20 protein-coding genes are annotated in these 20465 nt (G+C 67.2%); 15 read left to right on the top strand and 5 right to left on the bottom strand.

Annotated features, from left to right (window positions below):
* Nucleotides 1-24: 24 nt before the first annotated feature.
* A complete protein-coding gene (gene fur, locus U5S82_19275; GenBank protein ID MDZ7753724.1) occupies nucleotides 25-450 on the bottom strand; it encodes a ferric iron uptake transcriptional regulator in 426 nt (141 codons plus the stop codon).
* Nucleotides 451-533: 83 nt separating this feature from the next.
* On the opposite strand from fur, the gene U5S82_19270 reads away from it, so the two are divergent.
* Complete coding sequence (locus tag U5S82_19270) at nucleotides 534-1319, top strand: outer membrane protein assembly factor BamE (GenBank protein ID MDZ7753723.1); 786 nt, start codon at nucleotides 534-536, stop codon at nucleotides 1317-1319.
* 65 nt (nucleotides 1320-1384) lie between these two features.
* Here the strand turns inward: U5S82_19270 and U5S82_19265 are convergent, their stop codons facing one another.
* The 3 genes from U5S82_19265 to U5S82_19255 are packed head-to-tail and all read right to left on the bottom strand — an operon-like array spanning nucleotide 1385 to nucleotide 3577.
* On the bottom strand, nucleotides 1385-1732 hold the full coding sequence (locus tag U5S82_19265) for an RnfH family protein (GenBank protein ID MDZ7753722.1): 348 nt from the start codon (nucleotides 1730-1732) through the stop codon (nucleotides 1385-1387).
* Nucleotides 1719-2156 (bottom strand): type II toxin-antitoxin system RatA family toxin, encoded by a 438-nt coding sequence (locus U5S82_19260; GenBank protein ID MDZ7753721.1) that lies wholly within the window; start codon nucleotides 2154-2156, stop codon nucleotides 1719-1721. The genes U5S82_19265 and U5S82_19260 overlap by 14 nt, the downstream gene beginning before the upstream one ends.
* A 35-nt stretch (nucleotides 2157-2191) precedes the next feature.
* Nucleotides 2192-3577, bottom strand: a complete 1386-nt coding sequence (locus U5S82_19255) for a sodium-dependent transporter (GenBank protein ID MDZ7753720.1) — start codon at nucleotides 3575-3577, stop codon at nucleotides 2192-2194.
* 598 nt (nucleotides 3578-4175) lie between these two features.
* Between U5S82_19255 and gspH the strand changes: the two genes are divergently transcribed.
* The 11 genes from gspH (at nucleotide 4176) to U5S82_19200 (ending at nucleotide 15838) form a co-directional block, all read left to right on the top strand.
* The gene (gene gspH, locus U5S82_19250) at nucleotides 4176-4730 is read left to right on the top strand and encodes a type II secretion system minor pseudopilin GspH (GenBank protein ID MDZ7753719.1); all 555 of its coding nucleotides are present in this window, start codon (nucleotides 4176-4178) and stop codon (nucleotides 4728-4730) included.
* Nucleotides 4720-5112, top strand: a complete 393-nt coding sequence (gene gspI, locus U5S82_19245) for a type II secretion system minor pseudopilin GspI (GenBank protein MDZ7753718.1) — start codon at nucleotides 4720-4722, stop codon at nucleotides 5110-5112. The genes gspH and gspI overlap by 11 nt, the downstream gene beginning before the upstream one ends.
* Nucleotides 5109-5732: a type II secretion system minor pseudopilin GspJ gene (gspJ, locus tag U5S82_19240; protein MDZ7753717.1), complete on the top strand. Its 624-nt coding sequence runs from the start codon at nucleotides 5109-5111 to the stop codon at nucleotides 5730-5732. Before gspI ends, gspJ begins: the two co-directional genes overlap by 4 nt.
* Nucleotides 5732-6706, top strand: coding sequence for a type II secretion system minor pseudopilin GspK (gene gspK, locus U5S82_19235; GenBank protein ID MDZ7753716.1), 975 nt, complete (start codon nucleotides 5732-5734; stop codon nucleotides 6704-6706). The genes gspJ and gspK overlap by 1 nt, the downstream gene beginning before the upstream one ends.
* Nucleotides 6703-7932: a type II secretion system protein GspL gene (gspL, locus tag U5S82_19230; protein ID MDZ7753715.1), complete on the top strand. Its 1230-nt coding sequence runs from the start codon at nucleotides 6703-6705 to the stop codon at nucleotides 7930-7932. Before gspK ends, gspL begins: the two co-directional genes overlap by 4 nt.
* Nucleotides 7929-8447, top strand: a complete 519-nt coding sequence (locus tag U5S82_19225) for a type II secretion system protein M (GenBank protein MDZ7753714.1) — start codon at nucleotides 7929-7931, stop codon at nucleotides 8445-8447. The genes gspL and U5S82_19225 overlap by 4 nt, the downstream gene beginning before the upstream one ends.
* Complete coding sequence (locus U5S82_19220) at nucleotides 8444-8995, top strand: type II secretion system protein N (GenBank protein MDZ7753713.1); 552 nt, start codon at nucleotides 8444-8446, stop codon at nucleotides 8993-8995. The genes U5S82_19225 and U5S82_19220 overlap by 4 nt, the downstream gene beginning before the upstream one ends.
* Before the next feature lie 28 nt (nucleotides 8996-9023).
* The gene (gene gspD, locus U5S82_19215) at nucleotides 9024-10994 is read left to right on the top strand and encodes a type II secretion system secretin GspD (protein MDZ7753712.1); all 1971 of its coding nucleotides are present in this window, start codon (nucleotides 9024-9026) and stop codon (nucleotides 10992-10994) included.
* Between the two features lie 88 nt (nucleotides 10995-11082).
* Nucleotides 11083-13431 (top strand): HDOD domain-containing protein, encoded by a 2349-nt coding sequence (locus U5S82_19210; GenBank protein ID MDZ7753711.1) that lies wholly within the window; start codon nucleotides 11083-11085, stop codon nucleotides 13429-13431.
* Nucleotides 13432-14010: 579 nt separating this feature from the next.
* Nucleotides 14011-14913: a formate dehydrogenase accessory sulfurtransferase FdhD gene (locus U5S82_19205; GenBank protein MDZ7753710.1), complete on the top strand. Its 903-nt coding sequence runs from the start codon at nucleotides 14011-14013 to the stop codon at nucleotides 14911-14913.
* 7 nt (nucleotides 14914-14920) lie between these two features.
* Nucleotides 14921-15838 (top strand): helix-turn-helix transcriptional regulator, encoded by a 918-nt coding sequence (locus U5S82_19200; protein MDZ7753709.1) that lies wholly within the window; start codon nucleotides 14921-14923, stop codon nucleotides 15836-15838.
* An 85-nt stretch (nucleotides 15839-15923) separates the two neighbouring features.
* Here U5S82_19200 and U5S82_19195 read toward each other — a convergent pair whose 3' ends face one another.
* Nucleotides 15924-17312, bottom strand: coding sequence for a sigma-54 dependent transcriptional regulator (locus U5S82_19195; GenBank protein MDZ7753708.1), 1389 nt, complete (start codon nucleotides 17310-17312; stop codon nucleotides 15924-15926).
* 504 nt (nucleotides 17313-17816) lie between these two features.
* Between U5S82_19195 and mobA the strand changes: the two genes are divergently transcribed.
* The 3 genes from mobA to glp are packed head-to-tail and all read left to right on the top strand — an operon-like array spanning nucleotide 17817 to nucleotide 20287.
* Nucleotides 17817-18455, top strand: a complete 639-nt coding sequence (gene mobA / locus U5S82_19190) for a molybdenum cofactor guanylyltransferase MobA (GenBank protein ID MDZ7753707.1) — start codon at nucleotides 17817-17819, stop codon at nucleotides 18453-18455.
* On the top strand, nucleotides 18442-19005 hold the full coding sequence (mobB, locus tag U5S82_19185; protein MDZ7753706.1) for a molybdopterin-guanine dinucleotide biosynthesis protein B: 564 nt from the start codon (nucleotides 18442-18444) through the stop codon (nucleotides 19003-19005). The genes mobA and mobB overlap by 14 nt, the downstream gene beginning before the upstream one ends.
* Nucleotides 19006-19009: 4 nt before the next feature.
* Nucleotides 19010-20287: a gephyrin-like molybdotransferase Glp gene (glp, locus tag U5S82_19180; GenBank protein MDZ7753705.1), complete on the top strand. Its 1278-nt coding sequence runs from the start codon at nucleotides 19010-19012 to the stop codon at nucleotides 20285-20287.
* Nucleotides 20288-20465: the final 178 nt, after the last annotated feature.

Genomic DNA, 20465 nt, shown 5'->3' with positions numbered 1-20465 from the left:
AGGAAAGCGGACTTCAGGGCTGGCCTAACCCTCGTAATGGGGGCACTTGGTGCGGGTACAGTCACCATAGATGATCAGGGAGTGATCGGTGATATTGAAACCCGCCTTCTTGGCCACCGTGTGTTGATGTTTCTCGATAATCTGATCGACGAATTCCTCGACGTAACCACACTGGTTACAGACGATATGGTCGTGGTGCCTCCCTTCGTCGAGTTCGAAGACCGCCTGACCGCCCTCGAAGTTATGCCTCTCCACCAGCCCTGCCGTCTCGAACTGAGTCAACACGCGGTATACGGTCGCCAGACCCACCTCCTCGCCGGCATCCAGCAACGCCCGGTAGACATCTTCGGCGCTGACGTGGCGCTTTTCCGACTGTTCGAGGATATTGAGGATGCGGATACGCGGAAGGGTGGCCTTGAGCCCGGCCTTTTTGAGATCATGACGGTCCATTGGGTTCCTCAGCCGTGCATGTAATGGGACGCAAGGGGTATGATGCCAATCTATGCCCAAGCGCTAATATAATGAATGACCTAATGCAAAAGCTTCTCATCATATCGTTCCTCAGCGCAAGCGTGTTCATGGGCGCCTGCAGCAACACCCAGATCCCCTTCGTTCACCGCATCGAGATCCCCCAGGGCAACGTGGTCACCAAGGACATGGTGGAGAAATTGGAACCGGGACTCTCCAAACGCCAAGTCACCTATATCATGGGCTCGCCCATGCTGGTGGATGTATTCAACCAGGAGCAGTGGATCTACCTCTACAGCTTCAAGCCAGGGTCCGGGGAGCGGGTCCAGCGTCAGCTCGCCCTCGGCTTCGAGAACGATGCCCTGGTGCGGGTGAGCGGCGACGTGGATGTCATCAGCGAAACCCCCGTCGCCGTCCGGAGTGCCCAAGGCACGAGCCGTTCGGTGGAGGTCCCGGAGGGCGTGGGTGCGGGCTACGACGACGGTGGCATTCTCCAGGGTGTGATCGACCGCTTCAAAGGCCTGAATCCGTGGTCTGGCGACGCCGAGGAAACCACGGTGAAGGACGGTGGCTCGGCCGGGCCGGCGCCCGAAACATCGGCCTCGGCGCGCGACGGCAAGGACACGATGCGAAAGTTCAGCCTCGAGGAGAAGGACATCGGCGCCGGCAACCCGGCGGACTCCGCCCAGGAAACCCCGGCGCCCGCCGGCGGAAGCGGCGGGGAAGCAACCACACCCGACGATGGCAGCAGCAAGGGCTGGAAGTTCAGGTTCGGGAGTGACACCACCGACCAGGCCTTCGCACCTGGCCCCTCGGGATCCCGTCTCCAGACCGCAGACGAGGCCGAGTAGCGGGTCACGGAAGGTGTCTCGGAAGGGATTGCGGGCCCCGGGGCCGCAAAAGGCCCAGGGCCGCGTCAATCGGGTGGTTCAGACGACGCCGCAGACTCGAGGTCGCCACCCCCCTTTTTCATACGCTTGCCTTCCTTGGCCCGCAATCTGCGCACCTCCTTCGGATCGGCGATGAGGGGCCGGTAGATCTCCACCCGGTCACGGGCCCGCAGCACCTGGTCCGGCTTGGAGGCCTTGCCGAAGATCCCCAGACGACTGTTGTCGAGATCCAAATCGGGGCAGGCCTCCAACAGCCCCGATGACTCCACCGCCTGGCGCGCCGTGGTGCCCTCGGGAACCTGTAATTCCAGCAACCACTGCTGTTCCGGCAAGGCATAAGCCACTTCCACGGTGATGGTGTCAGCGTCCCCCATAGCGCCGGTGGGCCTCCTCCACGAAGGCGTCCACGAGATGGTTGATCATGCCGTTGAACAGGCCGCCGACGGTGCGCTCCACCAGGCGGCTGGCGTAGCCGAATTCGATATCCATGGTGATCTTGGAACCCTGGTCACCGAGGGGATTGAAGTGCCAGATCCCCTCCAGATGACTGAAGGGCCCCTCGATCAGGGACAGTTCCATGCGCTCCTGAGGAAACAGGCGGTTGCGCGTCGTGAACCAGCGATGCATCGGTCCCTTGGCCATCTCTATACTGGCCTTCACCTCCTCGTCGGTGCGCTCCAGTACCTTCACGGCCCGACAACCGGGCAGGAAACCGGGGTAGGAATCCACGTCTTCCACCAGTTCATACATGGCGGATGCCGAGTAGGGCACCAGCGCGGTCTTGTGTACTTTGGCCATGGGAACTACTCCGTTCCGCGATTCATCATGTCAGATCAGCCCCCCATTCCCGACAGCAGACCCAGCACGCCGGTGACGTTCAGCATCACCAGCACGATAGCCACCGGCACCAGGTAGCGGGTGAGAAAACGCCACACCTCGTAGATTGCGCCGGCACCCAGGGCGAGTTCCTGCTCGCTCGCGGCCCGAGCGAGTTTCCAGCCCGCGAACAAGGCGATGAGCAGCCCGCCCAGCGGCAGCATCACATTGGCCGTGGCGTAGTCCATAAGATCGAAAAATCCCCTGCCGAACAGGGTGTAGTCGGACCACAGGTTGAGGGACAGCAACGACGGCACCCCCAGCAACCAGGCCAGTCCGCCGCCGATGGCCGCACCCTTGATGCGATTCACGTCGCGGTTCTCCACCAGCCACGCCACGATGGGCTCCAGTAACGAGATGGCCGAGGTCCAGGCGGCGAACAACAACAACACGAAGAACAGGGTGCCGAAGAACGCGCCTCCGGGCATCTGACCGAAGGCCACCGGCAGGGTCTTGAAGATGAGGCCCGGTCCGCCGGCCGCTTCCAGCCCCGAGGCGAAGACGATGGGGAAGATGGCCAGGCCGGCCATCAACGCCACCAGGGTATCGACCATGGCGATGATCCCCACGGTGCGGGGGATGGAGGCCTTCGATGACAGATAGGAGCCGTAGATCATGATGGCTCCCATGCCGAGACTCAGACTGAAGAAGGCCTGGCCCGCCGCCTCCAGCACGCCGGCCGGCGTCAGCTTGCTGAAATCGGGAGAGAACAGATACTCCAGGCCGCGGGCGAACTCGCCATTGCCCATGGCGTATCCCACCATAGCCACCAGCAACACGAACAGGGCCGGCATGAGGAAACGCACCGCCTGCTCCAGGCCGCTCTTGACCCCCCGCGCCACCACCACCGTGGTCATGATCATGAACACCGTGTGCCAGGCCAGCAGCCGCTCCGGGTCCCCCACCAGGGAATCGAAGGCCCCGCTGATGGCCTCCGCGTCCATGCCGGCGAACATGCCCGAGGCGGTGCGAAAACCATAGGCCAGGGTCCAACCCGCCACCACGGAGTAGAAAGACAGGATCATGAAACCGGCGAGGATCCCCAGCCATCCCAGGTACTCCCAACGCGGGTTGTGACCCTCGTCCCGGGCCAGGGCCCGCATGGTGTTGATGGGACTGCGGCGCCCCCGCCGCCCCAGCATCACCTCGGAAATCATGATCGGAATACCGATAAGCGCGACACATAGCAGGTACACGATAACGAATGCACCGCCGCCGTTCTCCCCTGCCACGTAGGGAAAACGCCAGATATTCCCCAGCCCCACGGCCGAGCCGGTGGCGGCGAGGATGAACACGAGGCGCGACGACCACTGGCCGTGAATGGATTTTCTCTCTGACGTCATACCCGTACCTGTTCCCATATCCCGTTGCACTCGTCCGCTGGACCGGAAGCGCCTATGCTCTCCATGCTGAAGCGAATCAGCCCCAACCGCCCCAAAAAATCAGCCATCCCTCCCCCGGGGCCTGCCGCCACCCCATCAACGCCCCAGTCACCGCCAGCTCCGACAATCGGAGGAGAGCCGGGCTCGGCAAATCAATCGCTTAGGCGACGACGCGATGGGAAGTCAAGGGTCGCAAGGGCAACATCGGACACCCCGGCACCCACTTCAAGGGGCGCAGTATAACTCAATGATTCTTATGAGATCCGGCCCTCCGTGGCGCGCAATGAATTGGTCATTGAAAGGGATTACCATTGCGCTCTTTAATGTGAAAGTCGCGTAGCATCATCTCCCCCTCTACTTTTGGGACAAATCCGTCGGGAACGGATTTGAACGCGCCTTGGCGCGGCCCGCAGGGCGAAGGGCAGGATGCCCGGAGTACAGGGATGGGGTGAGGGAACGAACATGGCGATACGCGCTCCTCTTTCATCCTTTCGGGTGGCGCGTATCGCCATGAGAGTTAACTTTGGAAATCCCGCGAGAGACACTGCCAGCAATTACCATGCCCTATACGGCCCCCATCTACGCGCCACGGGGCGGCGCCCTGGGGCGCCGTCACGACGGCTTCACCCTCATCGAAATGATGGTGGTACTCATCATCGTGGGCGTCATCGTCAGCCTCGGCATGGTGCGGCTGACCACCGATGACGATGCCGCCCAGGTCCGACGGGAGGCCGAACGTCTAGGCGCCCTCCTCCGGCTGGCCCGCGACGAGGCCATCGTGCGGGCCCGCTCCATGGGCCTGCGCCTGGCACCCGATGGCTACCGCTTCGCGGTGTACGACGCCGGCCAGTGGCGCGACATGGAGGGTGACACCGTGTTCCGCGAACGCCGGCTGCCCGAGCACCTGCGCCTCGCCATCCACGGCGTGGCCCGGGGAGCCCGTGCCGGCCGGGCCGAAGGTAGCGACAAGCCCCCGCCCCAGGTGATCCTTGGCCCCGGCGGCGAGGCCACGCCCTTCGAACTCTCCATCGCTGGGTTGGACGGGCGTGGTGTTCAACGTATTCACGGCGGGGCCATGGGACGCATCACCATCGAGGCAGGCGATGACAGCTGACGGCCGGCGCACGGGTGGATTCACCCTGCTGGAGATCCTGGTGGCCCTCACCGTCGTGGCCCTCGCCCTCGGCGCGGCCATCAGCGGCACCGGCAGCCATGTCGAGAGTACGGATCACCTGAGGAGCAAAACCATCGCCCACTGGGTGGCCCTCAACCGCATCGCGGAACTCCAGGTGGCCGACCCCTGGCCCGCCCTCGGCGCGAGTTCCGGCACGGCCCAGATGACCCACCGTGAATGGCGCTGGGCGGTGGAGGTGAACCAGACACCGGATGCCGGCGTGCGACGCCTGGAGGTGGCGGTGGCCCCTGCCGCCTCGCCCGAGGCCGTGTTGGCCCGCATCACGGCCTTCACCACGGCCCGCGCCGGGACCGCGCCATGACGAGTCTTCGCGTTTCCTGCCATCGCCCCCAGGGCCAACGCGGTTTCACGCTGCTGGAACTCATCGTCGCCACGGGGATCTTCGCCCTGCTCTCCCTCATGGCCTTCGGCGGCCTGCGCAGCGTGCTGGACACCGAGGCCGCATCCCGCGACACCGGCACCCGGCTGGCCGATCTGCAGACCGCCCTGTGGTTCATGGGCCGTGACATGAGCCAGATGGCCCCCCGGGAAATCCGCGACGCCTTCGGTGATCCCCGGCCTGCCCTGGTGGGCAGCGCCGGCCCCCCGGGGGCACTGGAGTTCACCCGCGGCGGCTGGGACAATCCCCAGGGCCTGGCCCGCAGCAACCTGCGTCGGGTGGCCTACCGGGTGACGGGCGGCAGCCTGGAACGGCTGACCTGGGAGAGCCTCGACCGGGTCCAGGGCAGCGAGCCCACATCGGAGACTCTGGTGGACGGAGTTGCAAATCTGGCGCTGCGCTATCTCGATGGGCAACGGCAATGGGGCCCCGCCTGGCCACCCGCCGGCGGCACGGCGGGCGCCCTGCCTCTGGCGGTGGAGGTGGTGCTGGAGCTCGACGACTGGGGCCCGGTGAGGCGCGTGTTCCGGGTGGCGGGCTGATGGCGACGACCGTCTTTCGCCGGCGGTCGGCCAGGGCCCGTCGCCAGGCCGGCGTGGCCCTGATCACGGCGCTGCTGGTGGTCGCCGTGACCACGGTGGCGATGGTGGGCATGACCTCCAGGCTCATGGTGGAACTGCGGCGTACCGAGAACCTACTCCACGGGGAGCAGGCCGTGGTCCTGCTGTCGGGGGTGGAAGGATGGGCCCTGGGGCAACTGGTGGCCGACCTCGAGGCCGGCGGTCCCGCCGACCACGGCGGCGAGGACTGGGCGCGCGCCCTGCCCCCCACGGAACTGGAAAACGGTTACGCGGAGGGTCGTATCGAGGATCTGCAGGGCCGCTTCAACATCAACGGCCTCATCGGTGACGACAGCCAGGTGAACGCCGTGGCCCTGGAGCGCTTCAAACGGCTGCTGGCCTACCTGGACCTGCCCGCGAGCCTCACCCCCGCGCTCCTGGACTGGCTGGACAGGGACCAATCGATCCGTTTCCCGGGGGGTGCCGAGGACGACTACTATAGCCGCCTCACGCCCCCCTATCGCCCCGCCGATCGCCCCATGGTGGCGGTATCGGAGTTACGTCTCGTCAAGGGCTTCGAAGAGACCGTCTACCAGACCCTGCGGCCCTACGTCACCACCCTGCCCGGGGCCACCACCATCAACGTCAACAGCGCCCCCGTAGCGCTGCTCATGACCCTCGCGGACGACCTCGTGGAGGCCGATCTGGAGGCCTTGGTGGAGGCCCGGCGCGAGCAGCCTTTCCTGGACGTGGACAGCTTCCTGCGCCACCCCGCCCTGGCAGGCACCACTTTGGCCGCAGAAGGCCTCGGCGTGGCCAGCGATCATTTCGCCGTCCACGGCACCGTCACCGTGGGCCGTGCCGAGGCCCGCCTCACCGGCCTGCTGCAACGCCGGGCCGGGGCCAGCCCCGTTGTGCTGATACGCTACCGTCATTACGGCAACGGCAGCCCATGAGCGAACTGTGCTTCATCCGACTCGCCTCTCACAGCGAAGACCCCGTGACCTGGTGGCCTGCGGCCACGGGAACCGTCGGCACGGGGACCCTCGAAGAGGCCGCCGCCGTCGTCGGGCAACGGGAGGTGGTGGTGCTGGTACCCACCGGGCAGGTCCTGCTGGCCGCCGCCCGGGTACCGGGACGCCATCGCGCCCAGCGGGCCCGGGCCGTGCCCTACAGCATGGAAGACGACTTGGCTCGGGACGTGGAGGATAGTCACTTCGCCCTGCCCGCGGGAGCCGGCACCACGCCCCTGCCCGTATGCGTGGCGGACCGCGAGCGCATGGATGGCTGGACGGCGGCCCTCAGGGAGGCCGGCATCCGGCCCGCCGCCCTGGTGCCCGACGCCCTCGTGCTGCCCCTCGCCGAGGGCTCGTGGACCGTGGCCCGGGTCAACGGCCACTCCCTGGTGCGCACCGCCGCCAACGCCGGTTTCATGGCCGACGAGGACAACCTGCCCACCCTCCTCGCCCTCGCCCTCGAGGAGCACGACGACCGCCGACCGGCACGGCTCATGGTGCTCGCAGATGACGTACGGGCAGATGACGGGCCCGCCCCGGCGCTGGACCTCGCCGTCGCCGCCGCCGGCCTGGAGATCACGGTGGACGACTCGCCGCGCCCCCTGCTGGCCCGGGCCGCGGCGGGCTACGACCGGCGCACCACCATCAACCTGCTCCAGGGCGACTACGCCCCCGGGGCCGAGGACCGGGAGGGCTGGCGCCCGTGGCTGGTGGTGGCGACTCTGGCCTTGCTGTGGCTCGCCGTGGAGGGGGCCCTCCAGGTGGCGGATTTCTCCCGCCTCAAACAGCAGGAGGCCCGCCTCGATACCCGCATCGCGGCCGCCTTCCGGGACGCCCTGCCCGGCGCGACGCGCATGGTCAATCCCCGGGTCCAGATGGAACGCCGGCTGGCCTTCCTGGAAGGACGGGAGAGCGGCGCCATGGGCCTGCTACCCCTGCTCCACGCAGCGGGCGACGTCCTCAGGAACGAGAGCGATATAAAGCTGACGGCCCTCAGTTACCGCAGCGATGCCCTCCACCTGGATCTGCAGTTGCCCAGCCTGCAGCGCCTGGAGCGGCTGAAATCGTCCCTCGCCGGCACCGGCCGCGCGGTCGAGATCCAGAACGCCTCGTCCGAGGGCGGCCGCGTGCGTGCCCGCATTGTACTCCGGGAGGGCAGACCATGAGGGCCTGGTTCGACGGCCTCGCGCCGCGGGAACGGCGCGTCGTCCTGGCCGGCGCCGCCCTGCTGGTGGGGCTGCTGATGTGGGCCCTGGTATGGGCGCCGTTCCGGGACCAGTACCTGGCACTCGAGGGCGCGGTGGCCGGCAAACAGGAACTCGCGGCCTGGATGATCCGTACGGCGGCCCAAATCCAGGCCCTGGAAGGCGACCGCGCCCCACCGCCGCCGGGCGACGGCAACCGCTCCCTCCTCGCCACGGTGGACCAGACCTCCAGGCAGGCGGGCCTCGGCCCTCACATCAAGCGCATCGAGCCCGATGGCCAGGGGGCGGTGCGACTGTGGCTGGAGGAGGCTCCCTTCGATCCCATGGTGGGCTGGCTCGTGGCCCTCGCCGAGGGCCACGGCATCCACGCCCGCCAGGCGGGCGTGGACGGCCGGGACACCGCGGGCCGGGTGAACGCCCGGCTGACCCTGGAGCGGGATGCCACCCCGGCGAACGATGGGAGCCCCACGCCATGAGAACCCGCGACAAACGCCTGCTGGTGGCGGCAGCAAGCCTGCTGTTGCTGGCGGCCATGGGCTGGCGCGGCTTTAGCGGCTACCGGCACCTCACCCAACCACCGCCGGACTTGCCCGCATCCCCTATGGCGGCGAACCGGCCCAGCCCCGCCGGCCCGGAACGGCGGCTTGCCGATGTGGCCACCTGGCACCTGTTCGGCAACCCGACGCGGCGGGCCGCGCCGCCACCGGAACCCCAACCCGTGGATGCACCGGCCACCCGCCTGGACCTGAAGCTGCTGGGGGTGCTGGCCTCAGACGATCGCCTCGACGCCCGGGCCATCATCGGTGCCCCGGGGGTGCCGGATCGCCAGTACCGCCTCGGTGACACCGTACCCGCCGGGGCCGAGCTGGCCGCCATCCACCGGGACCACGTGCTGCTCAAGCGCAACGGCCGCTTCGAGACCCTGGCCCTGGCGCGGGAGGACGGGGCCGCCGCCGACACCAGCACCCGCCGCGCCGCGCCCCCCGGCCGGCCCGCCGGCGCCCGTGCATTGCCCGATGACTGATACCAACACTTTTGAAGGTCCGACCACCATGCGTAACCTGAAAGCCACGATCCCGGCCCTGCTCCTGCTGCTGCACGCCGGCACGGCGTTGCTGTCCCCCATGGCCCGGGCGGAACCCGTCACCCTCAACCTCGAGGAGGCGGAGATCGGCACCCTCATCGCCACGGTATCCGAGGTCACGGGACGCAACTTCGTCGTCGACCCGCGGGTGAAGGGCAAGGTCAGTGTGGTCTCCTCCATGGCCATGGAAAAAGAGGAACTCTACCAAGTCTTCCTGTCCATCCTCGAGGTCCACGGCTTCGCCGCCGTGCCGTCGGGCAATGTCATCAAGATCGTGCCCGATGCCAACGCCAAGCATATCGATACCCCTTTCGCCAGCGACCAGGCCCCCGGGGTCGGAGACGAGATCGTGACCCGGGTGGTGCAGGTGAAGAACGTCTCCGCCGCCCAGCTCGTGCCCATCCTGCGGCCCCTGGTGCCCCAGCAGGGCCACCTCGCGGCCTATCCGGCCACCAACGTCCTCGTGGTGTCCGACCGGGCCGGCAACATCGAGCGGCTGGTGAAGATCATCGCCCGCATCGATCAGAAGACCGACGCCGAGATCGAGGTCATCAACCTGCAGCATGCGGCAGCCGCCGAGGTGGTGCGGATCATCACCGCCCTGCAGCGGCCGGCCCAGGGCCAGGCCGTGTTGGAGGGCAGCCTGAGCCTGCCCAGCCTGGTGGCCGACGAGCGCACCAACAGCATCCTCATGAGCGGCGACCAGCTCGCCCGCCTGCGCGTCCGCGCCCTCATCACCCACCTGGACACCCCCCTGGAGACCACCGGCAACACCCACGTGGTCTATCTGCGCTATGCCCGGGCAGCCGAGCTCGCCAGTGTCCTCACGGACATCAGCGGCGACATCCAGCAGGACGAAGGGGGTGGCCAGGGCGCCGGCGGCGCCAACAACCGGCGCGCCAACGAGGTGGGGATCCGCGCCGACGAGGCCTCCAACGCCCTGGTGATCACGGCCCCTCCCGAGGCCTATGCCTCCCTGCGTCAGGTCATCTCGCGGCTGGATATCCGCCGTGCCCAGGTGCTGGTGGAGGCCATCATCGCCGAGGTGCGGAGCGAGAACGCGGCCGAACTGGGCGTACAGCTACGCGACCTGGTGGGCGGCAGCGACGGCAGTTTCGTGATCACCAATCCCCAGGGCCCTAACAGCCCCTTCGTCGGGGCCGATGCCGCCTCCACCCTCTCCGGACTGACACTGGGCCTGGTGCGTAATGGTGACATCCGCGGCCTCCTGCGGGCCCTGGCCACCTCCTCGGACACCAATCTCATCGCGACGCCCACGCTCCTCACCCTGGACAACGAGGAGGCCGCCATCGTGGTGGGTCAGAACGTGCCCTTCCTCACCGGCAGTTTTACCAACGACGCCACCACCCCGGACAATCCCTTCCAGACCATCGAGCGCCGGGACGTGGGGCTGGAACTCACCGTCACCCCCCAGATCAACGAGGGCGACGCCATGTCCCTCGTGATCTCCCAGGAGGTCTCCAGCATCGACGACAGCGCTCAGGCCGTTGACCTAATCACCACCACCCGCTCCATCAACACCACCGTGCTGGTAGACGACGGAGAGATAGTGGTACTGGGAGGACTCATCCGCGACGACTTTCAGACCACGGAACAGAAAGTGCCCCTGCTGGGGGACCTCCCAGTGCTGGGCAACCTGTTTCGCAGCACCAGCACGGACTCCACGAAGAACAACCTGATGGTGTTCATCAAGCCCACCATCGTCCGCAACCGCGCGGATATCGCCCACATCACCAGCAGCAAGTACAACTTCCTGCGGGCCAAGCAGCTGGAACAGCCAGGGTACGGAGTGCCGTTCAAGCCGGCCATGCAAGTGCCATTGCTGGCCCCCTTCGCAGAGACCTCGGAATCCCCTGCCCCACAGGAAAAGGCCCCTGCCCCGCAGCAAGAGCCCAGGTCTCTCTTCGAGTACGACTGAGGTCACGGTGCCCCCGCCGGCATAAGGCGCCCGTCAAGCCGCGGCGCCCCGGGCCGCTATGATGGATACCTGCCATCCCGATGCCGCCATGCCCGCCAGACCCGCCCCCCGACCCCGCCAGCACCCCACGCGCATCGGGCGCTATGTGGTGAAGGGGATCCTGGGCCGCGGCGCCCAGGGCGTGGTCTACCTGGCCACGGATCCGGAGCTCGACCGGGAAGTGGCCATCAAGACCCTGACCCGGCGCACCCAGGACGCCGCCACCCTGCTCAAGGAGGCCCAACTGGTGGGGCGCATGAAGCACCCCGGCATCGTGCCGGTGTACGACGCCGGACGCCTGGGGGACGTGCCCTACGTGGTCTACGAGCGCGTCACCGGCCGCACCCTGGACCAGGTGCTCAAGGAGGAGCCCCGCCTGCCCCTGCCCCGCATCGTGGCCTGGATGACCCGCATCCTGGACGCCCTGGAGTACGCCCACGGCCAGCAGGTGGTGCATCGCGACATCAAGCCCGCCAACGTAGTCATTCAGGAGGACGACACCCCGCGGGTGCTGGATTTCGGCATCGCACTCCCCAGCGGCACCGAGACCAAGGTTATCGAGGGCCTGTGGGGCACCTTCCAGTACCTGGCGCCGGAGATGGTGGACAAGGGGCGGGCCACGGCGGCCACGGATATCTTCTCCCTCGGGCTCATCCTGTTCGAGATGCTCACCGGCCGGCGCGCCATCACCGAGGACGACCCCATGGCGGCCATGTACCACATCGCCCACCGGCCGGTGCCGGCACCGTCATCCATCCGCCCCGAGGTGGCCCCCGGCCTCGACGGCATCGTGTCCCGGGCCCTGCAGAAGGCCCCCGACGCGCGCTACTCCAATGCCGGCGAGATGCGGGATGCGCTCGCGGTATTCGCCGACCCCCAGGTGCACGAACACGAGCAACGCCGCCAGTCGACCCTGAACTTCCTGCTGCGGCGCATGCGCCAGAAGCCGGATTTCCCGGCCATCGGTCGCCACATCTCGGAGATCAGCCAGAAGACCGCCGCCATCGACCGCGCCTCCGTGGACGAACTCACCAACCTGATCCTGGAGGACTACGCCCTCACCAGCAAACTGTTGCGGCTGGTGAACTCCTCGTACTACGGCCAGTACGGCGGTTCCATCAGCACCATATCCCGCGCGGTGGTGATCCTCGGCTTCAACCAGGTACGCATGGCGGCCCTGAGCCTGTTGCTGTTCGAGCACATCGCCGACAAGCCCAACGTGCCGGTGCTGAAAGAAATTGGCGGACAGGCCTTCTTCAGCGGCCTCATCAGCCGCCGCCTGGCCGCCGACATGGCCCACGCCGATGCCGAGCAGGGTTTCGTAAGCGCCATGTTCCACACCCTGGGACGCTATCTGTCCGCCTACTATTTTCCCGACGAGGACGAGGAGATCAGCCGTCTCATGGACAACCAGGGCCTGTCCGAAGAGGCCGCCGCCGTAGCGGTGCTGGGACTCACCTTCGAGGCCCTCGGAACCGGCGTGGGACGGGAGTGGCATCTGCCCTCCGAACTCCTGGAAGGCATGCGCACCCTGAGCGCCGGCGAGACGCCGCGACGCCCCGCCAACCCGCGGGAGGCCATGCGCCTGCTGTCCTGTTTCGCCAACGAGGTGGCCACGGCCATGGGGGGTGACGACCCCGGGGCCTGCCATGAGCGTCTGGAGCAACTGCAGCAGCGCTACGGCCAGGCGGTGCGGCTGGCGCCGGGGCGCATGCAACAGGTGATCAGCGAGGGCGTGGAGGATATCCGGCGCTTCTCCCGGGCCGCCGCCATCGACCTCGGCGACAACGCCATCCTGCGCAACGCGCGCCGGCTGGGGCGACAGGAAGAGGGGGCCGAGGAGGGAGACCAGCAAGATGATCCCGGCGCAGAGGCCAGCGGCGAAGGCGATGTCCCATCGCCCCAGACCACCCTGCTGAGTGGCATCCAGGACATCAGCCAGGCCCTGCTGGACAACTACAGCATCAACGACATCCTCATCATGATCCTCGAGACCCTGTTCCGGGGCCTCGGCTTCACACGGGTGGTACTGTTCATCAACAACGCCCGCCAGGCCGAGATGAACGCCCGCTTCGGCCTCGGTCGTGACATCGACAAGCTCCTGCCCCGCCTCAGCTTCTCCACCACCGGGGCGGAGGACATGTTCAGCCGCGCGGTGCGCGAACATGAGGACATCATCCAGCCCCAGGGCCCGCGGGCCAAGGACGTCCCGGACTGGCATCGCCAACTGGTCTCACCCAGCACCTTCGCCCTCTACCCCGTGGTCATCGGCAACAGATGCCTCGGCCTCATCTACGCCGACCGCGACGAGCGCAACCGCCCCATCACCACCACCGAGCGCAACTACCTCAACACCCTGCGCAACCAGGCGGCCCTGGCCATCCGGCAAAGATCATAATTTCGGCTCGTCCGCAGAATCTGTGGGTAAATGTTGCGCTTACGCCACCCGCCAGCGTTGGGTGTCGGGCTGAAGCCCGACCTACACATCACCCCCACCGCCCATTCCTTTGGCACGGATGTAGGTCGGGATTCATCCCGACATTCAAACCCGCCGCGCATACCTCGCGCCGGGTCGGTACCACCCGCCAGCGTTGGGTGTCGGGCTGAAGCCCGACAGCCCGACCTACTTGGTCTTAGCGAGAGGATACTCTCCTTTCTGCGCCCACGAATTCTGCTGAAGAGCCATAATTTCTTCGAGGTATCAGTAGCCTTTAAGACCCATGGCCTCCTTCGGCGCGGCAAGGGAATCCAAAAAAAAACGCCAATAAGCTCATCGCCGTGGCCCAAATTGTCCTATTCTCACGGAACAAAGGGACAAAATGTGGCATCGTCAGGCGCCTCGCGTTGACCGATCGGGCCAGTGTGGCCGCAAAACTGCGGTTCTTGCGGCCGAAACAGCCCAATGGGAATGGTTTTTGCCTTGCCTTCAGGAGGCCGCCGCAGCATGCGGCGGTGGTTCTTCCCAGGAGTATTCCCAATGAAAGACACCCCACCCCGCTACGTGCCGGAAATGAGCGAGGCGGGCCTTCGTCCCTCCCACGAGGTCGTGGCCATCGACGAATACGGCACGCCGCGGGCCGGCTTCGTGGCAGGGGAGCGCGCCCTCACCCTAAGGTTGGACGACCGCGAGGTGGTCACCCTCATGACCCTCGGCAGCCACCCGGAACTCCTGACCCTGGGCTATCTGCTGAACCAGCGCCTGGTGCCCTGCCTCGAATCCGTGGATGCCATCACCGTGGACTGGGACGAGGCCGTCGTGAAGGTGGACACCTTCGAACGCATCAGCGACCTGGAGGAGAAGATGAAACACCGCACCGTCACCAGCGGTTGCGGTCAGGGCACCGTATTCGGGCGCATGGCGGAGCAGATCGCGAACATCCGCCTGAGCCCGCGCCCCATCGCCCAATCGGAGATCTACGCCCTGCTGGAACATCTGACGGATTACAACGAGGTGTACAAGCAGGCCGGCGCGGTTCATGGCTGCGCCCTGTGTGAGGTGAACCCGCGGCTCGGCCCGCGTATCCACCTCTTCGTCGAGGACGTGGGACGTCACAACGCCGCGGACGCCATCAGCGGCTTCATGTGGCTGAACGGCGTGGACGGCCGGGACAAGTGCTTCTACACCACCGGGCGCCTCACCTCGGAGATGGTGATCAAGGTGGCCCAGATGGGCATTTCGGTGCTGCTGTCCCGCTCCGGCGTGACCTTCAAGGGCCTCGAACTCGCCCGCACCATCGGCGTCACCATGATCGCCCGGGCCAAGGGTCGGCATTTTCTCGTTTACAATGGCGCCGAGCACATTACCTTCGATGCCAAGCCGCCGGCCCGGCAGGCGGGTGGCAGCGGTGTACGGCGCCGGAGCACCGCCGACGCGGGGTAGAGACGCCATGAGCGCCGTGATGACCACCGACTCGCCCGCCGTCTTCATGAACGTCAAGCAGGTGGCCAGCTATCTCCACCTCAACGAGAAGAAGATCTACGCCATGGCCAGCGAGGGACGGATCCCGGCCACCAAGATCACCGGCAAGTGGATGTTCCCGCGGGAACTCATCGACCGCTGGATGCTGGATTCCGCCCACGGTGGCCTGCTGGTGGACCGTCTCGCCATCGCCGGCAGCGACGACCCCCTGCTCTACCGGGTGGTGACCGGTTTCACCCGTGACCTCAAGGCCCATGCCCAGATCAGCTACACCCCCACCGGCACGCGCCTGGGTCTGGATCTGCTCCAGTCCCAGCGCATCGACGTGGGAGGACTGCACTGGGGCCCCGGCGCCGAGAGCCATACCCGCCATCCCGCCCTGCTGCGCCAGTATTCCCAGCACCGCAACTGGGTGCTGATCCGCGCCTTCTCCAGGGAGCAGGGCCTGATGGCGCGGCCCTCGGTACTGCGCCAGACCAGCGACCCCACGGAACTCGCCGCATCCCGCTTTCGCTGGGTGCAACGCCAGTCCGGCTCCGGCGCCCAGCGTTTTCTCATGGAGATGTACAACCAGCCGGGCGCCTGTCCCCACGGTCTCAACGTCACCACCACGGCCCTGTCGGAACGCGAGGCGGCCACCGCCATCGTCATGGATCAGGCGGACATCGCCCCCGGCTCGCGGGCCGCCGCCAACGAGGCCGGGCTCGGCTTCGTATCCTTCGGCTGGGAATCCTTCGACTTCGCCCTGCCCCGCAACATCTGGTTCCGGCGGCTGTTCCAGGAACTGCTGTCACGCCTCACCTCAGGCGAGGGGCGGCGCCTGGCGGATAGCCTTGGGGGCTACGAGATGAAGGATACGGGGGAGCTGGTGTGGGCCCACGAATAGGGCTGCCATTGAACGCTTATTTCTTTCGCGTCTTTCGTGGTTGAAAGTGAAACCAAAGAGAAAATCATACTTTTCCCGGCGCTTCTTATGAGTTCGCCCACGCCTGACACTTGCGCTCGAGGGTCTTACGCGAGACCCCGAGGCGCCGCGCCGCCGCCGACTTGTTGCCGGATTCCATGGCCAGGACCTTGAGGATATGGCGGCGTTCCACACTCTCCAGCAACAGGTCGTCCTCATCTACCGCGACCACCACCGCCGGGGTGTCCCGAAACCCTGACAGGCATTGGGAAGGCTGGCTGTTCAGCAGCAGGGCACGCTCGATGACGTTCCTCAGTTCCCGGATGTTGCCCGGCCATTCATAGCGGGCCAACCGTTCCATTTCGGCCTCGCCGATGGCCGGGGGCTCCACCCCCAAATCGGAGGACAACAGATTACAGAAATGGCGCACCAGATCGGGCAGATCCTCCACCCGTTCCCGCAGGGCGGGCATCCGCACGCCGAGGACATTGAGGCGGTAGAACAGGTCCTCGCGGAACCGGCCTTGCTCCACCTCCTGCTTGAGCTGGCGGTTGGTGGCGGCCACCAGCCGGACGTCCACCGTGACCTGGGAATTGCCCCCCATGGGCCGCACCGCCCGCTCCTCCATCACCCGCAGCAGGTGGGTCTGCATGGCCAACGGCATCTCGCCGATCTCGTCCAGGAACAGGGTACCGCCGTCGGCGTAGGAGAACAGGCCCTCCCGCGCCTGGGTCGCCCCCGTAAAGGCCCCCTTGACGTGGCCGAACAACTCGCTTTCCAGCAGTTCACCATTCATGGAGCCGCAGTTCACCGGCACGAAGGCCCCCGACCGGCCGCTCCAGTGGTGCAGGGCGCGGGCCGCCAACTCCTTGCCGGTGCCCGACTCGCCCTCGAGCAGGACCGTGGACGGCATGGGTGCCACCCGCTTGATGATGTCGCATATGTCCTTGAGCGCCTCACAGGAACCCACCATGCCGCTGCTGTCGTAGTGGTGCTCCACCTGGCGACGCAGGGCATAGTTCTCCCGCTGCAGGCGCCGGCGCTCCAAAGTGCGCGTCAAGGCGTCTTCCATGTGGTCCATGGTGAAGGGCTTGAGGATCAGGTCCGAGCCCCCCGACCGCAGGGCCTCGATGGCCGTCTTCACGTCCGCGTCGGCAGCCATGAAGATCACCGGCGTGCCACAATCGCGGGCTCGCAACTCATAGACCCAGGCCACGCCCGAGCGACCCGGCAGGCCCACGGCGGCGATGATGAGGTCGAAATGGCAACGCGCCAGCAGTTCGTCGGCGGTCTCGCTGTCATTCACCGCCTCCACCAGACTGAAGCGTGAGGCGAGCCCCTTGCGCAGGAGGTTCGTGGTGGCCGCGTCGTCGTCCACCACGAGGACGGAACTGAGACGCACGTTGGGACCGGCGCCGGACCGGTGATCTGCCGCGTCGGTCACGCTGTCCGCCACGGGTATCCCGGTCCGACGGTCACACCGCATGTTGTCCTGGGTACCGCGTCCAACATACAGACTCCGAGGCTGGTGACAGAAACACCATTACACTGGTCGGAAAGGCCATGGTGTACCCTTCTGCGGTAAGGAAATAGGACATTCTGTCCTGGATATTCAAGGCCGAGTGGGTCATTTTGCCCCTACTGAAAAGTAGCATGATGGATCTCGTTCCGTCCCCCTGGGAACGCCCCTGCCCCTTGCCACACCCGGGCCGGAGGGTCGGCCTTCCCGGTAACGGCCCGGTATCCCGGCTCGGGGGTAAGGATGGCATCGGTATTGCTATGCAGCGATCGCCCCGATCCGTGTCATCATGTTGCGACGCTTGGTAACCACACCATTGATTCCCATGTCCTGCATCGCCCCCCCGCATCCCGCAGCCTCACCGTCGCTCCAGCCCGGTGTGGGGCGCCACGCCCCTGTCCCGCGCGCCGTGTCTCCCGGCGTTCACAGAGTGTCCGCGCCATGACCCGGGACTCGACCAACGGCATCACCGCCCTGGTGCTGGCGGGTGGGCGCGGCCGCCGTATGGGCGGCAGGGACAAGGGCCTCGTGGAACTCCGGGGACGCCCCCTGGTGGCTCACGTGGTGGAGGCCATCGCCCCCCAGGTCGAGAAGGTGCTCATCAACGCCAACCGCAATCGCGATCGGTATGCCGCCTTCGGCTGGCCCGTGGTGTCGGACGCCCTCACGGACTACCAGGGCCCCTTGGCCGGTTTCGCCGTGGGCATGGCGGCGAGCCACACTCCCCTGCTCCTCACCCTGCCCTGCGACGGTCCCATGGTGGCGCCGGACCTGGCCGCGCGCCTCGCCGTTGCCCTGGAAGGGTCGGGGGCGGACATCGCAGTGGCCCATGACGGTACTCGCATGCAGCCCGTCTACGCCCTCATCCGTTGCGCCCTGCTGCCGAGCCTCGAGGCCTTCCTGGCCGCCGGCGACCGTAAAATCGACCTGTGGTATGAACGGCACCACACCGTCAGCGCGGACTTCTCCCATTTCCCGGAGCAGTTCACCAACGTCAATACCCCGGAGGAGCGGGCGCGCCTCGAGGGCGCCGCCCCCGACGGCGCGACGATACCGGGTGCTGGCCATGGCGCCGATTGAGTATCCGATTCCCCTCATGGGCTTCGCGGCCTTCAGCGGCACGGGCAAGACCACCCTGCTGGCCCGCCTGCTGCCGGCCCTCCGGGCCCATGGCCTGCGCATCGCCGTGGTCAAGCACGCCCATCACCGCTTCGACATCGACCACCCCGGCAAGGACAGCCACACCCTGCGTAAGGCCGGTGCCGAGCGCATCCTGGTAGCCTCCCGCCATCGCATGGCCCTCATCGTCGAGCAGCCCGAGCGGCGGGACGATGTCTACCTGGCCGATGCCCTGGCCATGATGGATCCGCGGGGCCTCGACCTGGTGCTGGTGGAGGGCTTCAAGCACGAGGCCTTCCCGAAGATAGAGCTGCACCGTCCCGCCCTCGGCAAACCCCTGCTCTACCCTTATGACCCCACCATCGTGGCCATCGCCACGGACGAGGAGGCGCCCCCGGCCGGCCATGGCATTCCCCATCTGCCCCTTAACGAGCCCGGGGACATCGCCGTCTTCATCATCGCCCACCTCGGCCTGACCCCGCGCGCCCCATCGACCAACCCCAGGGCCTGAAGCCATGTCCCCCTCCGATACCATTCGCAACGCCACCCCCTCCTGCGCCGATCCCTCGGATCCCGGCGCCCTCGGGCTGGACGAGGCCCGGCGGCGCATCGCGGCGGCCGCCACCCCCGTCACCGGCGGCGTGCGGGTGGCCCTGCGCAGCGCCCTCGGGCGCGTGCTCGATGCCGAGGTGGTGTCCCCCCAGGACGTCCCCAATCACACCAACTCCGCCGTGGACGGCTACGCCCTGGCGGGCTCGGAGCTGCCGCCATCGGGCACCCGGGAGTTCCGGGTCGCGGGTACCGCCATGGCGGGTGCCCCCTTCACGGATCCCTGCGCCAGCGGCGAGTGCGTGCGCATCATGACCGGTGCGCCCATGCCCGCCGGCACGGACACGGTGGTGATGCAGGAACACGTCGATACAGCGGGGGACGGGCGCATGCGCATCGACGACCGTCACCGCCCGGGCCAGAACGTGCGCCAGGCCGGCGAGGACATCGCCGCCCACAGCGTGGTACTGCCCGCCGGGCGCCGCCTCACACCGGCGGACCTGGGGGTCATAGCCTCCCTCGGCCTCGGCGAGGTCACGGTGCGGCGCCCGGTACGGGTGGCCTTCTTCTCCACCGGCGACGAACTGCGCGCCGTGGGCGACCCCCTGGGGCCGGGGGACGTATACGACAGCAACCGCTACACCCTGTACGGCATGCTCGCGCGCCTGGGGGTGGAGATCCTGGACCTCGGCGTGGTGCGCGACTCCCCCGAAGCCCTGGCCCGCGCCTTCACCCGGGCCGCTGCCATGGCCGACGTGGTGATCACCTCGGGCGGGGTCTCCGTGGGCGAGGCGGACCACATCGCCGCCATACTCGGGGAACTCGGGCGGGTGGAGTTCCGCAAGCTGGCCATGAAGCCCGGCCGGCCCTTCACGTTTGGCCACCTGGGCGACACCCTGTTCTTCGGCCTGCCCGGCAACCCGGTGGCGGTGATGGTCACCTTCTACCTGCTGGTCCAGCCCACCCTGGGTCAACTGGCCGGCGCCGGCTGGCAGGAGCCCCTCACCCTGGAGGCCACCAGCACCGACCGCCTGCGCAAGCGCCCGGGGCGCTTCGAATGCACCCGCGGCATCCTCGACCACACCATGGCCGGCGGCCCGAGCGTGGCGGCGACCGGCAGCCAGGGCTCCGGCCTGCTCACCTCCATGAGCCGCGCCGACTGCCTCATCCTCCTCCCCGAGTCCCGGGCCACCGTGGAGCCGGGGGACACGGTCACCGTGGCGCCCTTCGCCGCCCTGATCTGATTTGGCTGTCGGGCTGAATCCTGACCTACAGCCCGAGCTACAGGCCGACCTGCAGGCGCATCCCCGTCGCTTGTTCCCGGGGGAAATGGGAAATGGGAAATGGGAAATGGGAAATGGGTAAAAGATTACCACCCGTGCGTCCGCTCTGCTGACGCCGAAACGGTGGATCCGCTGCGCC

It is taken from the genome of Gammaproteobacteria bacterium (assembly GCA_034522055.1).
GTDB lineage: Bacteria > Pseudomonadota > Gammaproteobacteria > JAABTG01 > JAABTG01 > JAABTG01.
The sequence above is the reverse complement of the archived record's forward strand: the minus strand, read 5'-3'. Positions and strand labels throughout refer to the sequence as shown.

Bases quoted from the DNA above. Each gene is read 5' to 3' on its own strand.
- fur (MDZ7753724.1), bottom strand. From the start codon at position 450: ATGGACCGTCATGATCTCAAAAAGGCCGGGCTCAAGGCCACCCTTCCG.
- U5S82_19270 (MDZ7753723.1), top strand. From the start codon at position 534: ATGCAAAAGCTTCTCATCATATCGTTCCTCAGCGCAAGCGTGTTCATG.
- U5S82_19265 (MDZ7753722.1), bottom strand. From the start codon at position 1,732: ATGGGGGACGCTGACACCATCACCGTGGAAGTGGCTTATGCCTTGCCG.
- U5S82_19260 (MDZ7753721.1), bottom strand. From the start codon at position 2,156: ATGGCCAAAGTACACAAGACCGCGCTGGTGCCCTACTCGGCATCCGCC.
- U5S82_19255 (MDZ7753720.1), bottom strand. From the start codon at position 3,577: ATGACGTCAGAGAGAAAATCCATTCACGGCCAGTGGTCGTCGCGCCTC.
- gspH (MDZ7753719.1), top strand. From the start codon at position 4,176: ATGCCCTATACGGCCCCCATCTACGCGCCACGGGGCGGCGCCCTGGGG.
- gspI (MDZ7753718.1), top strand. From the start codon at position 4,720: ATGACAGCTGACGGCCGGCGCACGGGTGGATTCACCCTGCTGGAGATC.
- gspJ (MDZ7753717.1), top strand. From the start codon at position 5,109: ATGACGAGTCTTCGCGTTTCCTGCCATCGCCCCCAGGGCCAACGCGGT.
- gspK (MDZ7753716.1), top strand. From the start codon at position 5,732: ATGGCGACGACCGTCTTTCGCCGGCGGTCGGCCAGGGCCCGTCGCCAG.
- gspL (MDZ7753715.1), top strand. From the start codon at position 6,703: ATGAGCGAACTGTGCTTCATCCGACTCGCCTCTCACAGCGAAGACCCC.
- U5S82_19225 (MDZ7753714.1), top strand. From the start codon at position 7,929: ATGAGGGCCTGGTTCGACGGCCTCGCGCCGCGGGAACGGCGCGTCGTC.
- U5S82_19220 (MDZ7753713.1), top strand. From the start codon at position 8,444: ATGAGAACCCGCGACAAACGCCTGCTGGTGGCGGCAGCAAGCCTGCTG.
- gspD (MDZ7753712.1), top strand. From the start codon at position 9,024: ATGCGTAACCTGAAAGCCACGATCCCGGCCCTGCTCCTGCTGCTGCAC.
- U5S82_19210 (MDZ7753711.1), top strand. From the start codon at position 11,083: ATGCCCGCCAGACCCGCCCCCCGACCCCGCCAGCACCCCACGCGCATC.
- U5S82_19205 (MDZ7753710.1), top strand. From the start codon at position 14,011: ATGAAAGACACCCCACCCCGCTACGTGCCGGAAATGAGCGAGGCGGGC.
- U5S82_19200 (MDZ7753709.1), top strand. From the start codon at position 14,921: ATGAGCGCCGTGATGACCACCGACTCGCCCGCCGTCTTCATGAACGTC.
- mobA (MDZ7753707.1), top strand. From the start codon at position 17,817: ATGACCCGGGACTCGACCAACGGCATCACCGCCCTGGTGCTGGCGGGT.
- mobB (MDZ7753706.1), top strand. From the start codon at position 18,442: ATGGCGCCGATTGAGTATCCGATTCCCCTCATGGGCTTCGCGGCCTTC.
- glp (MDZ7753705.1), top strand. From the start codon at position 19,010: ATGTCCCCCTCCGATACCATTCGCAACGCCACCCCCTCCTGCGCCGAT.